10 protein-coding genes are annotated in these 15,246 nt (G+C 60.6%); all 10 read left to right on the top strand.

Translation table 11 applies throughout. From position 1 onward, the window contains the following. Nucleotides 1-108: 108 nt before the first annotated feature. The 10 genes from J4G38_RS17180 (at nucleotide 109) to pelA (ending at nucleotide 15,230) form a co-directional block, all read left to right on the top strand. Nucleotides 109-2,025, top strand: a complete 1,917-nt coding sequence (locus tag J4G38_RS17180) for a glycoside hydrolase family 88/105 protein (protein WP_210519117.1) — start codon at nucleotides 109-111, stop codon at nucleotides 2,023-2,025. 254 nt (nucleotides 2,026-2,279) lie between these two features. Next, a complete protein-coding gene (locus tag J4G38_RS17175; protein WP_210519115.1) occupies nucleotides 2,280-3,968 on the top strand; it encodes a sodium/sugar symporter in 1,689 nt (562 codons plus the stop codon). 90 nt (nucleotides 3,969-4,058) lie between these two features. Beyond that, a complete protein-coding gene (locus J4G38_RS17170) occupies nucleotides 4,059-5,699 on the top strand; it encodes a glycoside hydrolase family 43 protein (protein WP_210519113.1) in 1,641 nt (546 codons plus the stop codon). 65 nt (nucleotides 5,700-5,764) lie between these two features. After that, nucleotides 5,765-6,727, top strand: a complete 963-nt coding sequence (locus J4G38_RS17165) for a pectinesterase family protein (RefSeq protein WP_226163508.1) — start codon at nucleotides 5,765-5,767, stop codon at nucleotides 6,725-6,727. A 235-nt stretch (nucleotides 6,728-6,962) separates the two neighbouring features. Continuing rightward, complete coding sequence (locus J4G38_RS17160) at nucleotides 6,963-7,163, top strand: hypothetical protein (protein WP_210519109.1); 201 nt, start codon at nucleotides 6,963-6,965, stop codon at nucleotides 7,161-7,163. Then, nucleotides 7,160-7,930, top strand: a complete 771-nt coding sequence (locus tag J4G38_RS17155; RefSeq protein WP_210519107.1) for an SDR family oxidoreductase — start codon at nucleotides 7,160-7,162, stop codon at nucleotides 7,928-7,930. Before J4G38_RS17160 ends, J4G38_RS17155 begins: the two co-directional genes overlap by 4 nt. A 107-nt stretch (nucleotides 7,931-8,037) precedes the next feature. Then, on the top strand, nucleotides 8,038-8,868 hold the full coding sequence (gene kduI, locus J4G38_RS17150) for a 5-dehydro-4-deoxy-D-glucuronate isomerase (protein WP_210519105.1): 831 nt from the start codon (nucleotides 8,038-8,040) through the stop codon (nucleotides 8,866-8,868). Nucleotides 8,869-8,905: 37 nt separating this feature from the next. Beyond that, entirely contained in the window at nucleotides 8,906-12,178 is a 3,273-nt protein-coding gene (locus tag J4G38_RS17145; RefSeq protein WP_210519103.1) for a SusC/RagA family TonB-linked outer membrane protein, read from the top strand. A gap of 30 nt (nucleotides 12,179-12,208) precedes the next feature. Continuing rightward, complete coding sequence (locus J4G38_RS17140) at nucleotides 12,209-14,029, top strand: RagB/SusD family nutrient uptake outer membrane protein (protein WP_210519101.1); 1,821 nt, start codon at nucleotides 12,209-12,211, stop codon at nucleotides 14,027-14,029. Between the two features lie 85 nt (nucleotides 14,030-14,114). Continuing rightward, nucleotides 14,115-15,230 carry a pectate lyase gene (gene pelA / locus J4G38_RS17135; RefSeq protein ID WP_226163507.1) on the top strand — a complete coding sequence of 372 codons (1,116 nt, stop codon included), beginning with the start codon at nucleotides 14,115-14,117 and terminating at the stop codon, nucleotides 15,228-15,230. Nucleotides 15,231-15,246 lie beyond the last annotated feature (16 nt).

Here is a 15,246-nt window from a genome sequence, read left to right as displayed (position 1 = left end):
GTGTTAAAACGCAGTGTTCCGCAGTGGACCCTTGAACGACACTGCGCACTGCGCTTTTAACACCGCGAAACACTGCGTGAAAGCGTATCTGAATAAAATCAAAAAACTATGAAAAGGCTTTTCCTGCCACTGCTGGCGTTGCTGGCTGAAACCGGTGCCGCCCAAACGGCGCGGCCGGCTCCGTATTCGCAGCGCATGGCCGACGCCTTCATCAGCTGGAGCCCCGATTCCATCGTCATCGGCAACCGTAAAACGGCCCGCTGGGACTACGAGCAGGGCCTGATGCTGAAGGCACTGGAGCGCGTGTGGCAGCGCACCGGCGACGCCAAATACTTCACCTACATCCAGAAAAACCTCGACCAGTTTGTGCAGAAGGATGGCAGCATCCGCACCTACAAGGCCGACGAATACCAGCTCGATAACGTGACGCCCGGCCACGCGCTGCTGCTGCTCAGCCAGGTGTCGTTGCCCGGCAACGACAAGTACGTCAAGGCTGCGCAACTGCTGCACCAGCAGCTCGAAACCCAGCCGCGCACCAAGGAAGGCGGCTTCTGGCACAAGAAAACCTACCCCAACCAGATGTGGCTGGACGGCCTGTACATGGCCGAGCCGTTCTACGCCGAGTACAGCCGGGTATTCAACCAGCCCACCGGACTCGATGACGTGGCCAAGCAGTTTGCCCTGGTCGAGAAGCATTTGGTCGACCCCAAAACCGGCCTGCTCTACCACGGCTACGACGAAAGCAAGGAGCAGAAGTGGGCCAACAAAACCACCGGCCAAAGCCCCAATTTCTGGGACCGCGGCATGGGCTGGTACGCCATGGCCTTGGTCGACGTGCTCGACTATTTCCCCGCCAACCACCCGCAGCGGCCCGCGCTGGTAAAGGCCCTGCAACGCCTGGCGCCCGCACTGGCCAAATACCAGGACCCCAAAACCGGCACCTGGAGCCTGGTGATGACCCAGGAAAGCCGCAAGGGCAACTACGCCGAAGCCTCGGGCAGCAGCATGTTCGTCTACGCGCTGGCCAAGGGGGCCCGCCTGGGCTACCTCGATAAAAAGTACGCCGACGTGGCCAAAAAGGGCTACGCCGGCCTGCTGAAAACCTTCGTGGCCACCGAAACCGGCGGCGCTCTGGCCTTCAATGGCACGGTGAGCGTGGGCGGCCTGGGCGGCAACCCCTACCGCGACGGCTCCTACGAGTACTACCTCTCCGAGCCATTGCGCAAGAACGATTTGAAGGGCGTCGGTCCGTTCATCCTGGCCAGCACCGAAATGGAAATTGCCGCCGAGGATGCTCCCGGTCAGGGCAAAACCGTGGGCCTGGACTACTTCTTCAACCACGAAATGCGCAAAAGCCCGCTTACCGGCGAGCAGGAGCAGTGGCACTACACCTGGGAGGAGCGCACGCACGGAGGCTTCTGGCTGTGGGGCAACCAGTTCCGCGAGTTGGGGGCCAAAACTGTGGCCGTGCCCGCCGCGCCCACGGCCGCCAGCCTCAAGCCCCTGAGCGTGTACATCATCGTCGACCCGGACTCGCGCAAGGAGTCGCCCAGGCCCAACTACATCCAGCCCGCTGACAGCAAGGTTATGACCGAGTGGGTGAAGGGCGGCGGTACGCTGGTTCTCCTCGCCAACGACACGGCCAACTGCGAAATCACGCACTTCAACGAGCTGGCCAAAAACTTCGGCGTGCAGTTCACCGACCAGAGCGTGAACATGGTGCAGGGCAGTCAGTTCGAGCAGGGCAAAGTGGACCTGGCTTCGGGCAAAGCGGTGTTCAAAACGGCCAAGGCAGCTTATATCAAGGAGCTGTCGGTGCTGTCGGTAGCGGCCCCGGCCCAGCCGCTGGTCACCAACAACGGCAAGGTCATCATGGCAACGGCCCGCTTGGGCAAGGGCAAGGTGTTCATCCTCGGCGACCCGTGGCTGTACAACGAGTACACCGACGGCCGAAAGATTCCAGCGGCCTTTGAGAATTTCCAGGCTGGGAAAGATTTGGCTACGTGGCTTTTGGGCGCGAAATAACTGCACAAAAACGCGGGTGCAATTGCCTGAGTGAGTACACAATCGGTTGTGTAAACTGGTGGAATCAACCGCCCGAAGGCGGGTAGGAAAGGAAGCTATCGGCAACGTTTCCGGCAATACTTCTGAGGGGAAAACAAAGATTTTCCTTTCAGAAACGGTTTTTTTGCCGGAACATTACTTTTCCATAGCTTCGCAGCCGCCGCGCAAACCTGCGTTTTGAGCGGCCGCCGCACCTCAATTCCCACTCCCGTTCGATGCACCAGAACCAGCTCGCCACGATTGATTACATCGTATTCTTCGTCTACTTCCTGATTGTAGCCAGCTACGGCATTTGGATTTACCGCCGCAAATCGGGGCACGACGGCACCCTGGAGGGCGATTCCAAAGACTACTTCCTGGCCGAAGGCTCCCTGACGTGGTGGGCCATCGGCTCCTCGCTCATCGCCTCCAACATCTCGGCCGAGCAGTTTGTGGGCATGTCGGGCTCGGGCTTCAAGATGGGCCTGGCCATTGCCACCTACGAATGGATGGCGGCCATCACGCTGGTCATCGTGGCCACGTTCTTCATCCCGGTGTATCTGAAGAACCACATCTTCACCATGCCGCAGTTCCTGAGCCAGCGCTACAACAGCACGGTGGCCATGATTATGGCCATTTTCTGGCTGGCGCTCTACGTGGTGGTGAATTTGACCTCAATTCTCTACCTCGGCGCCATCGCCATCAGCAGCATTGCCGGCCTGAACCTGAACTTCTGCATGTACGCGCTGGCGGCCTTCGCCGTCATCATCACCCTGGGCGGCATGAAGGTGATTGGCTTCACCGACGTTATCCAGGTGTTCTTCCTGATTCTCGGCGGCCTGGCCACCACCTACCTGGCCCTGAACCTGGTGGCTACGCACTACGGCACCTCGGGCGTCGTCAACGGCTTCAACCTGATGACCCAGCACGCCGGCGACCATTTCCAGATGATTTTCAAGCGCGACAACCCCAATTACATCGACTTGCCGGGGCTCACGGTGCTGCTCGGCGGCATGTGGATTGTGAACCTGAACTACTGGGGCTGCAACCAGTACATCACCCAGCGCGCCCTCGGCGCCGACCTGCCCACGGCCCGCGCCGGCATCCTGTTCGCCGCTTTCCTCAAGCTGCTGATGCCCGTGATTGTGGTGCTGCCCGGCATCGCGGCCTTCGTGCTGTATAAGAGCAACGTGTTCAGCGGCGAGATGATGCAGAACGGCGAGCTGAACCCCGACCGGGCGTATCCGGTGCTGCTCAACATCCTGCCGGTGGGCTTGAAAGGCCTGTCTTTCGCCGCCCTCACGGCGGCCGTAGTGGCCTCGCTGGCCGGCAAAGCCAACTCGATTGCCACCATTTTCACGCTGGATATCTACAAGAAAGTCATCAACCCCGAGGCTTCGGAAAAGACGCTGGTGGCCACCGGCAAAATTGCCGTAGTCGTGGCCATGATTCTGGGCGTGCTCATCGCGCCGCACCTGGGCATCGATAAGAAAGGTGGTTTCCAGTACATTCAGGAGTACACGGGCTTCGTGTCGCCGGGTATTTTTGCCATGTTCATCCTCGGCTTCTTCTGGAAAAAGACGACTTCTACGGCCGCGCTGTTTGCCACCATCGGCGGCTTTCTGCTGTCGGTGATGTTCAAATTCCTGCCCACCTACGCCGACCTTTCATTCCTGGCCCCGTTTGGCTTTTCCGTGAAAAATGCGGCCGGCGTCTACGAAATTCCTTTCCTCGACCGGATGGGCTTCGTGTTCATCATCTGCATCGTGATGATGATAATTATCAGCCTGTTCGAAACCGGCCGGGGCGTGAAAACCAACGGCCTGGAAGTCGACCGCAGCATGTTCAAGCCACAGCCTAGCTTCACCATTGGCGTGGCTGCCATCGTGGTCATTCTCACCACGCTGTACACCATTTACTGGTAGGGACCGGGGCTGCCGCCGCGCCCGGGAATCAGTTGGAAGTAGTCACCCTATTTCGCCCGTCGGCCCCCGCCGGCGGGCTTTTTAGCTTTTATGCGAAACCTCATTCATTGCGCCCTGTTGGGGCTGGCGTTGACAGTTGGCGTTGGGCCTGTGGCCATTGCGCAATCAACGTTGTCGCAGGTCTGGGTACCTGATTTGGGCAACGGCACCTACAAAAACCCGGTGCTCTACGCCGATTATTCCGACCCCGACGTGGTGCGCGTCGGCACCGATTACTACCTCGTTTCGTCGAGCTTCAATTGCGTGCCGGGCCTGCAAATCCTGCATTCGAAGGACCTGGTGAACTGGTCGCTCATTGGGGCGGTGTTCAGGGAGCAGCCGCCCGTGGCCGAGTTCCGGCTGCCGCAACACGGCAACGGCGTGTGGGCGCCCGCCATTCGCTACCACAACAAGCAGTTCTACATCTATTACCCCGACCCCGACCGCGGCGTTTACGTGGCGCGGGCCACCAACCCGGCCGGCCCCTGGGAAGCACCCAAGCTGATAAAAGAAGCCAAAGGCTGGATTGACCCCTGCCCGCTGTGGGACGAAGACGGCCAGGCCTACCTCGTGCACGGCTTCGCGGGCAGCCGGGCGGGCTTCAAAACCATTCTGGCCGTGTCGCGCATGAGCGCCGATGGCCTGCACATTCTGGGCGATGACGCGCTGGTGTTCGACGGCCACGCCAAACATCCCACGCTGGAGGGGCCGAAATTCTACAAGCGCCACGGCTATTACTACATCTTCGCGCCGGCCGGCGGCGTGCCCACCGGCTGGCAAACCGTGCTGCGCTCCCGCAACGTGTTCGGGCCCTACGAGGACCGGATTGTGCTGGACCAGGGCAACACTGCCATTAACGGCCCGCACCAGGGCGCCTGGGTGGATACGCCCGATGGCAAAGAGGACTGGTTCCTGCATTTCCAGGACCAGGGGCCCTACGGCCGGGTGGTGCATCTGGAGCCCATGGTGTGGAAAAACGACTGGCCCATCATCGGCTCCGACCCCGACGGCGACGGCAAGGGCCAGCCCGTGCTCACCCACCGCAAGCCCCGCGTGCCGGGCCCGCCGCAACCCGTAGCCACGCCCCCGACTTCGGACGAATTCAGCCGCACCACGCTGGGCCTGCAATGGCAGTGGCATGCCAACCCGCAGCTGGGCTGGGCCTTCCCCAATGGCCCGCTGGGCTACCTGCGCCTCTACGCCGTGCCGCTGCCCGCCGACTTCAAGAACTACTGGCAGGTGCCCAACCTGCTGCTGCAAAAGCTGCCGGCCGAAACCTTCACCGCCACCACCAAACTCACCTTCACGCCGCGCACCGATGGCGAAAAAGTGGGCCTCCTGGTGATGGGCCTCGACTACGCCTACCTCTCCATAACGAACCAGAACGGGCAGTGGCAAATTGCCCAAACCACTTGCCACGACGCCGACAAGCTGAGCCAGGAAACCGGTACCGTGCCCCTTGCCATGGCCCCAGCCCCGGGCCCCATCTACTTGCGGGTGCAGGTAGCAGCCGGAGCCAAATGCCGCTTCAGCTACAGCCTCGATGGGCAGGAGTTCAAACCGGTCGGGACCGAGTTTCAAGCCCGGGAAGGGAAATGGATTGGGGCTAAAATTGGCTTATTCTGTAGTCGTATTGGTAAAACCAATGATTCAGGCAGTGTAGACTTGGACTGGTGGCGAATTGCTCCCTAAATTCGCAGGACTCAGCTTTGCTACCAATGGGCTGGGTACTGCCTTTCCTAAGTCCACCCGCTACCATGCGCACACAGCTCCTTGTTGCCTTATTGTTGTTCAGCTTTAGTATCGCTGGCTTTGCCCAAACCAAGCAGGTGCTTGTGGCCCAGGACGGCAGCGGCGCTTTCCGCACGGTGCAGGCCGCTCTCGATGCGGTGCCTAAGGACAACCGCGCCCTCATCACCATATTTATCAGAAAAGGCATCTATAAAGAAAAGCTGAACCTGGCCAAGAAACAGAATTTCGTGCGGCTGGTGGGCGAAGACCTCAACACCACCGTGCTCACGTACGACGACTACAACGGCCGCACCCCCGACAACGGCGAGCCCCTGGGCACCTCCGAAGCCGCCAGTTTCCGGGTTTTTGGCAACGATTTCTCGGCCGAAAACATCACCTTCGAAAACACGGCCGGTACGGCGGGGCAGGGCCCGGCCATGTGGGTGTACGGCGACAAAGCCCGGTTTCAGAATTGCCGCTTTCTGGGGTTTCGCGATACGCTGTACCCCTACGGCTACGGCAGCCGGCAGTACTACAAAAGCTGTTACATCGAAGGCACCACCGATTTTATTCTGGGTTCGGCCACGGCGTGGTTTGAGGACTGCACCTTGTTTTGCAAAGCGGGTGGCACCGTCATCATGGCCGCTTCCACCCCCGACAGCGTCCGTTACGGCTTCGTGCTGCAACGCTGCAAGATTGTGGGCGATGCGCCCGCGGACTCCTACTTCCTGGCCCGGCCCTGGAAGCCCTTCGCCAAAACCGTGCTGCTCAACTGCGAGCTGAGCAATGCCATCAAGCCCAAGGGCTGGGACCATTGGGGCAAGGAAAGCAACAAGCAGGACGCCTTTTTTGGCGAGTTCAAATCCGTTGGGCCCGGCGCGGCGCCCAAGGCCCGCATTTTGTGGTCGCGCCAGCTCACGCCGCAGCAAGCCGCGTTCTACACCCGCGAAACCGTGCTGGGCGGCTGGGACCCCACCATAGTTGAGTAAGGGCACCTCCCGCTGAAGCAGAGCCGATTCGCGGCTGTCAATGAGCTTTGAGAAACTGCTGACAGTATTCGGAATGCTCGTTATTTGAAACAATAAGATGAATCAGTAGAAGCTTACAGGGTTTGCTGCCGATAATAAACCCGGCTTGCTGAAGTCGGGTTTATTGTAAAAATTCAATTTAATTGCATGGGTAGGTAGTTGGGTGCCGGGAGTTGGAAGATGCCTTTTTAGGCTGATGAAATGGGCTTACGCCAGGGTGGGAGAGGGTATGGAGATGTATGGCATCGTTCCCGGCAACGATTGCGCAAAAAAATATTGTCCAACTCTTGCTTTTGGTGAAGGACGGATGAAACCTTTAAGAAGCAAAGCCACTCTCGGCAGTGCCGAAGGCCCGGAACTGGCTTTTTATTCTCTTCGCATCGTCCCTTTTTCATGACCGCATTTTCCTCTGCGTTTAGCTTGGTCGGCAAGCGGGCCCTCGTCACAGGCTGCGACCGCGGTATTGGCCAAGCCATTGCCCTGGGCCTGGCCGAGGCCGGCGCCGACATCATCGGCGTATCGATGCACATGCCCGTTGGCGGCGAAACGGAAATGGCCGTGCAGGCGCTGGGCCGCGAGTACCACGGCTACCGGGCCGATTTTGGTAAGCTGGACGAGTTGCAGGGCTTCATCAAGCAGGTGCAGGCCGACTATCCGGTCATTGACATTCTGTTCAACAACGCCGGCATTATCCGCCGCGCCCCGGCCGCCGAGCATTCCGACGAAGACTGGGACGCCGTGCTCACCATCAACCTCGACGCGCCGTTCCGGCTGGCCCGCGCCATTGGCGGGCAAATGCTGAAGCAAGGCAGCGGCAAAATTGTGTTTACGGCCTCCCTGCTCACCTTCCAGGGCGGCATCAACGTGCCCGGCTACGCGGCCAGCAAAGGCGGTGTGGGCAGCCTCGTGAAAGCCCTGGCCAACGAATGGGCCAGCCACGGCATCAACGTGAACGCCATCGCGCCCGGTTACGTGGCTACGGACAACACCGCCGCCCTGCGCCAGGACGAGGAGCGCAGCGCCGCCATTCTGAGCCGCATTCCGGCCGGCCGCTGGGCGCTGCCCACCGATTATCAAGGCCCCGCCGTGTTCCTGGCCTCGGCCGCTTCCGACTACGTGCACGGCACCATCCTCACCGTCGACGGCGGCTGGATGGGACGCTAAAAATCAGTTAAATAGTTGGCAGTGAGCAATGAACAATGGCTCGCTGGTGCTGCCTCCTGGCTTTACATCAACTGTTAATTACTCACTGTTAACTGCTCACTGAAAACATGACCCAGCGCTTTGCCATTGGCCCCCGCGAAACGGCTACCCTGAACACCACGGATATCCGGGAGCATTTCCTGATTGAAAATATCTTCGTGCCCGGTGAAATTCAACTGACCTACACGCACTACGACCGCATGATTGTGGGCGGCGCGCAGCCCACGGAGGCAGCGCTGACGCTGCCCTGTCCCGAGTCGCTCAAAGCTGATTTCTTCCTGGAGCGCCGCGAGCTGGGTGCGCTGAACGTGGGCGGGGCCGGCACCGTCACGGTGGACGGCACGGTGTACGAGTTGGGCAACCAGGACTGCCTGTATGTGGGCCTGGGTGCCCAGAACGTGACGTTTGCCAGCGCCGACGCGGCCAACCCGGCCAAGTTTTACCTGCTTTCGGCCCCGGCCCACGCGGCGCACCCCACCACGCGGCGCACCCAGGCCGAGGCCACGCCGGTGCAAATGGGCACCCCGGAAACGGCCAACGAGCGCACCATCTACAAGTACATCTACCAGGAAGGCATCCAGAGCTGCCAGCTGGTGATGGGCCTCACGCAGCTCAAAGCGGGCTCGGTGTGGAACACGATGCCCAGCCACACGCACGACCGGCGCATGGAGGCCTACCTCTACTTCAACCTACCCCAGGGCCAGCGCGTGCTGCATCTGCTGGGCGAGCCCACCGAAACCCGCCCGCTGTGGGTGAGCAACGAGCAGGCCATTCTCTCCCCGCCGTGGTCCATCCACACGGGCTGCGGCACCAGCGCTTACGCCTTTATCTGGGGCATGGCCGGCGAAAACCGCGAATACACCGACATGGATGCCGTGCCCCTCGACACGCTCCGCTAAGGCTTTTCATTAAAACTCCCACCCAACTTTTTTTAATATGAAGAAATATTATTTCCTGCTCTGGCTGCTGCTTTTCGGCGGCATTGGGCTGGCGGCGGCCCAGAGCCATCAGGTTCAGGGCGTCGTTAAGTCGGCCGAAGGCGAAACCCTGCCGGGCGTGACGGTGCTGGTGGAAGGTACTACCAATGGCGCTTCTACGGGCGCTAACGGCGACTTCAGCATTACACTGCCAGCAGGCAGCGACAACGCCACGCTGCGCTTCAGCTACGTGGGCTTTGTGTCGAAAGAAGTGACGGTGGGCAGCCAGTCCACCATCAACGTGACCCTGGCTTCGGACAGCAAGCAGTTGGAAGACGTGGTGGTGATTGGCTACCAGGCCGTGCAGCGCCGCGACGTGACGGGTTCGGTATCGTCGGTGGGCGCGCAGCAGATTAAGGATATTCCGGTCAACTCGGCTGCTGAGGCCCTGGCCGGCCGTCTGGCCGGTGTGCAACTGACGTCGTCGGAAGGCTCGCCGGGTGCCAACGTGGTGGTGCGGGTGCGGGGCGGTGGCTCCGTGACGCAGGACAACTCGCCGCTGTATGTGGTAGACGGGGTGCAGGTAGAAAACGCCCTGGCCGTGATTGCGCCGCAGGATATCCAGTCGGTCGACGTGCTGAAGGATGCTTCGGCCACTGCCATTTATGGTGCGCGCGGAGCCAACGGTGTCGTTATCATCACGACCAAAGCCGGCCGTGAGGGCAAAACAGTAATTAGCTACAACGGCTTCGTGGGCGTGCGGGCCCTGGCCAAAAAGCTGGACGTAATGAACCCCAGTCAGTTTGTGGATTATCAGTTTGAGCGGGCAACTTCGCTCGGCTCGACGGGGCTGTCGGCGTTCAAGTCGCGGTTTGGCACCACGCGCTTTCGCAGCGACACCCTGCAAAACCTGCGCAACACGCCCAACATTGACTGGCAGAACAAGGTATTCGGCCGCAAGGCGCTCATGCAGACGCACAACGTTTCGGTATCGGGCGGCAATAAGGGCACTACGTATTCGCTGAGCCTGACCAACAACCAGGAAGACGGCATTCAGGTAAGCTCGGGCTATGTTCGCAACCTGCTGAATTTCCGTTTCGACACTAAGGCTTCGGAAAAGCTGCGCCTGGGTTTCAACGTGCGCTACAACGACCAGGTGATTGAGGGGGCCGGTACTTCCACCAACGGTACCACGCCCCAGGGTGTCTCCACGTCCTCCATTAACACCCGCTTGCGCAACACGGTGCTGTACCTGCCGCTGGAGCTGCCAAACATCAGCTCGACCGACCCCAACGTGTTCGACGAAGACTTCGTGACCAACAGCAACCTGGTGAACCCGCTGGTGGCCATCGACAACGACTACCGCCGCAACCGCCGCAAGGTGCTGAACCTGGCCGGCAATGCCAGCTTCATCATCGTCAAAGACCTGACGTTCCGCTCCACGGGCGGCATCGACATCACCAACTCCAGCCTCGAATCCTTCTACGGCCCGTACTCGCCCACGCTGCGCCAGCCCGCCGGCAACTTCAACCTTCAGCCCTTTGCCAATGTGAACACGGGGGTGACGACGAGTATCAACAACTCGAACGTGCTGAGCTACACCTTCAAGACGGGCAAGCACAGCTTTGATGCCTTGCTGGGCGAAGAGGTTTATCAGCAGCTGACTACTTCGCAGAACATTCAGACCAAGTACCTGCCCAAGGAGATTACGGCCGAGCAAGCCATTGCCAACATCAACCAAGGGGTCCTGCCGGGCAGCACGTTTGCTCAGCCGTCGCCCACTACCGACCGTGACGAGTACCGCTTGCTGTCGGGCTTTGGCCGCCTGAACTACAATTTCGACGAGAAATACCTGCTGACGGCCACGTTGCGGGCCGATGGCTCCTCCAAGTTTGGGGCGAACAACCGGGTGGGCTACTTCCCGGCGGCTTCGGTTGCCTGGCGCATCTCGCGCGAAGCTTTCCTGGCCGACGTCAGCCAGATTTCGGACCTGAAGCTGCGCGTCAGCTACGGTGAGGCCGGCAACAACCGCATTCAGAACTTCCTGTATTCGCAGCTCTACCAAACCGGCAACAGCCAGTACGCATTCAACGACGTGTCCTATAACGGAGCCGCCTCGACGCGCCTGCCCAACCCCAACCTGAAGTGGGAATCTACCACTTCCCGCAACCTGGGCGTGGATTTGGCCATGTTCAACAACCGGGTGCAGCTGACGGCCGACGTGTACTACAACACCACGCACGACCTGCTGGTGGACGTGCCCATCTCCTCAATTTCGGGCTATACTTCCCAAACCCGCAACATCGGCTCGACCACCAACCGCGGCCTTGAGCTCCAGCTGTCCGGCAACATCATTCAGACCCCGGACTTCACCTGGTCGGCTAACGCCAACGCGGCCATGAACCGCGGCCGGATTGAAAGCCTGGGTTCGGCTTCGTCCATCTTCTCCAGCTCGGGTTGGGCCAGCAGCGACATTTCCTCCGACTTCCTGACCCAGGTGGGCAGCCCCGTGGGGCAGATGTTTGGCTACGTGGTGGACTACTCGGGCGGCAACGGCAAAGGCTTTTACACGGCCGATGATTTCACGGGCTACAATGCGAGCACCGGCCGTTGGACGCCCAAGCCCGGCGTGGCTGATGACGCCAGCACGACGGGTAACAACCTGGCGCCGGGCACCATTCGCCTCAAGGACCTGGACGGTAACGGCGTCATCAACGAAGCCGACCGCACGATTATCGGCAATGCCAACCCCAAAGTGGTGGGCGGCCTGAACCAGCAGTTCACTTACAAGGCATTTGATGCCAGTGTGTTCCTGAATTTCGTGTACGGCAACGACGTGTACAACGCCAACAAAATTGAGTTCACGACCGCCCGGTATGCCTACGCCAACCTGCTGTCGACGATGAACAACCGGTTCCGCACCATCGACGACAATGGCGTCGCCATCACCGACCTCGATGTCTCGCGCAACCTGAACCAGAACGCCAGCATCTGGACGCCCACCCGCAAAAACTTCGTGAGCTCCTGGGCCATCGAGGACGGTTCGTTCCTGCGCATCAACAACATCACGCTGGGCTACACCATGCCCAAAACCCTGATTTCGCGCGCCAAGCTCACGCAGCTGCGCTTCTACGTGACGCTGAACAACGTGTACGTTTTCACCAAGTACTCGGGCTACGACCCCGAGGCCAATACCCGCCAGGGGGCCAGCAGCCCGCTCACGCCGGGTGTCGACTACGCTGCCTATCCCCGTAGCCGGGGCTTCCTGTTCGGCGTCAACCTTTCCTTGTAATCATACATAGTCCGCCCACCGGTTATTCTTATGAAAATCTCCCTTCTTCGTTCTGCTATCGCCCTGACGGTGGCGTGCGGTACGGCCGGCCTATGGTCGTGCAAAGACTACCTCCAGGTCGACCCCGTGGCTTTCAATACCACGGAGGCCACGTTCAGTTCCGTGACCGGGGCCTCCGGGGCCGTAACGGGCGTTTACGACCAGCTTTCTGGCGATAACACCTACGGCAAAACCGTGGCCCTGTACTATCCCTACGATACCGATGAGTTCATTGGGCAATCCGGCGCCAGCCAGGCCGGCCGTCGGGCCATTGGCCGCTACGCCGAAACGTCGACCGATGCCGAAGTAGAAAACGGCTGGAACGCCCTGTACCAGGGCGTGGAGCGGGCCAATATCTGCATCAAGTACATCCCGCAAATGCCGCAGTACGCGAGCGGCGCGGACTCGGCCACCCTGCACCACCTGCACGGCGAAGTGCTGGCCTTGCGGGCGCAGTTCATGCACGAGCTGATTCGGAACTGGGGCGACGTGCCGGCCCCTCGGGAGCCTTCCATCGTGGGCAAGGATTTTCCCAACGAAGACCGCAACGCGACCTATGATAAACTGCTTGAAGACCTGCGCCAGGCGAGCAAGCTGGTGCTGTGGCGCTCGGCCGGTGCGCCGGAGCGGGAGCGATTTACGCGCGGCGGGGTGATGGCCCTGCGCGCCCGCCTGGCCCTGGCCCGGGGCGGCTACTACCCCAAAGGCGACCACGAAAACGAGCGGGCCGCCGACTACCGCACCTCGCTGCAACTGGCGCACGACATCTGCCAGGAGCTGATGCAGAGCACGCACAGCGGCGAGCACAGCCTCAACCCGAGCTACTCCGACGTGTTTCTGAGCATCAACCACCTGCAGGCCGATGCCACCCACGAATTGATGCTGGAGGTAGCGCACGGCACCGGCACTTCGGCCGCTTCCTCGGATAGCAAGCTGGGCTACTACAACGGCCCCAGGCTGAACTCGACTACCTACGGCACTTCCAGCGGTGCCATTACGGTAACTCCGCCGTATTTCTATGCCTTCGACTCTACCGACCAGCGCCGTGACCTGACCATCACCGCCTACACCCGTGCCACGGCAACGGGCGGGGCGAGCGACTCGAAAATTGGCGTGGCGCTGGACAAGGCCACCGACGGCAAATTCCGCCGCGACTGGCACAGCCCGCCCGTGCCCGGCGGGGGCAACTACCTGGGCTACAACTGGCCCCTTATTCGTTTTGCTGACGTGGTGCTGATGTTTGCCGAAACTGAAAACGAATTGAACGGGCCCACGACTGCCGCCGTGAATGCGCTGCTGAGCGTGCGCCGCCGAGGCTTTGGCCCCAATGCCGCCAACGCCGCCCGCAACCTGGATTTGAGCACGGCCACTACCTTCCGCACCGCGCTCCAGAACGAACGGCTGGTAGAGTTTGGTGGCGAAGGCATTCGCAAATACGACCTGTTGCGCTGGGGCCTGCTAAGCACCAAAATTGCCGAGGCCCGGGACAACATCAACAAAATGGCTAATGGCCAGCCCGTGCCCACCTTTTACGGCCCCCGGCTATTGCCTGCCGGAGCCTATTACAAAACAGTGAACGGCGAGGTGCAGTGGGCCAATTCTTTCTACCGGCCCACGCCGGCCACCGCTCCCGCCGGCACCACCCGCGTGAACTGGACCCAGAGCACCAGCCTTGCCGCGTTAGGCGCTAGCGGACCCGGTGCCACCGGTCTGGCCGCCGAGTACGTGCCCCACCTGGGCAAGGAACTGCTGCCCATCCCGCAGAAAACCATTGACTCGACCCCTGGCCTGCACCAGAACATGGGCTACTAACCATCGGGCATGGGCCGGCCCGTACCGCGCTTTTTTGAAATCAGTAACCACGATTACCTGAGGATTGGACCTCGCATTCTGACGCATGATGACGCTGCAATTACTATTCCTGCTGGCAGGACTGTGCAAGGTGGGACTTGATATACCCCAAGCCCAGCAGGCGACGGTAGCCACGGGTGGCCCGGAAACTTTCCGGGCCACCCAAGCTGCGGTGCAAGACGTGATGCAGGACAGCACCGCCGAAAAAATGCTGGTGTTTCAGCGGGCCATTGGCGGCTGGCCCAAGGCCGTAGGCGACCACAAAGTCGACTACAGATATCCCCTCAGCATGGCCGAGCGCGCCAGCACCCTGGCCGATAAAAAGCGCGGCGATGCCACCATCGACAACAATGCCACGACCCGGGAAATCAGTTACCTCGTCGGGGCTTATCAGCAAACCAATAATCCTGCCTACCGCATGGGCGCCGAAACCGGCATCCGCTTCCTGCTGAAAATGCAGTACGCCAACGGCGGCTTCCCCCAGTATTACCCCGATTTCAGCAACTACCGTCACCAGATTACCTACAACGACAACGCCATGGTGCGGGTGCTGGAAGTGCTCCGCAACGCGGCCACTGGCACCAAAGGATTCGGCGAGCTCGACCCCGCGCTGAAGCCGCTGGCCCAGCAGGCCGTGGAGCGCGGCACCGAATGCATTCTGAAAACCCAGTACGTGCGCAACGGCCAACTCACGGCCTGGTGTGCCCAGTACGACGAGAAGACTTTGCAGCCGGCCAAGGCCCGCGCCTTCGAGCTGGCCTCGCTGAGCGGTGACGAGTCGGTCGAAATCGTGCGGTTTCTGATGGGCATTCCGCAGCCTTCAGCGGCCGTGAAAAAGTCGATTGAAAGCGCCGTGGCCTGGTTCGAAAAAGGGAAGCTGACCAACACGGCCATGAAGGACATCCCGGCCCCAAACGAGCCCCGCGGCCGCGACCGGGTCATTGTGCCCGAGGTGGGTTCCACCATCTGGGCGCGGTTTTATGAGCTGAATACTGACCGGCCCATCTACGTGGGCCGCGACAGCCAGGTGCATTACCAGCTCAGCGAAATTGAGAACGAGCGCCGCGCTGGCTACCTCTACGCCGGCACCTGGCCCGAAAAATTACTGACTAAAGATTATCCGGCCTGGCAGAAGCGGGTGAGTACGGGAGAGAAGAAGTGAAACCCACTTCTAGCTT

It is taken from the genome of Hymenobacter terricola (assembly GCF_017921975.2).
In the GTDB taxonomy this organism is placed as follows: Bacteria; Bacteroidota; Bacteroidia; order Cytophagales; family Hymenobacteraceae; genus Hymenobacter; species Hymenobacter terricola.
The sequence above is the reverse complement of the archived record's forward strand: the minus strand, read 5'-3'. Positions and strand labels throughout refer to the sequence as shown.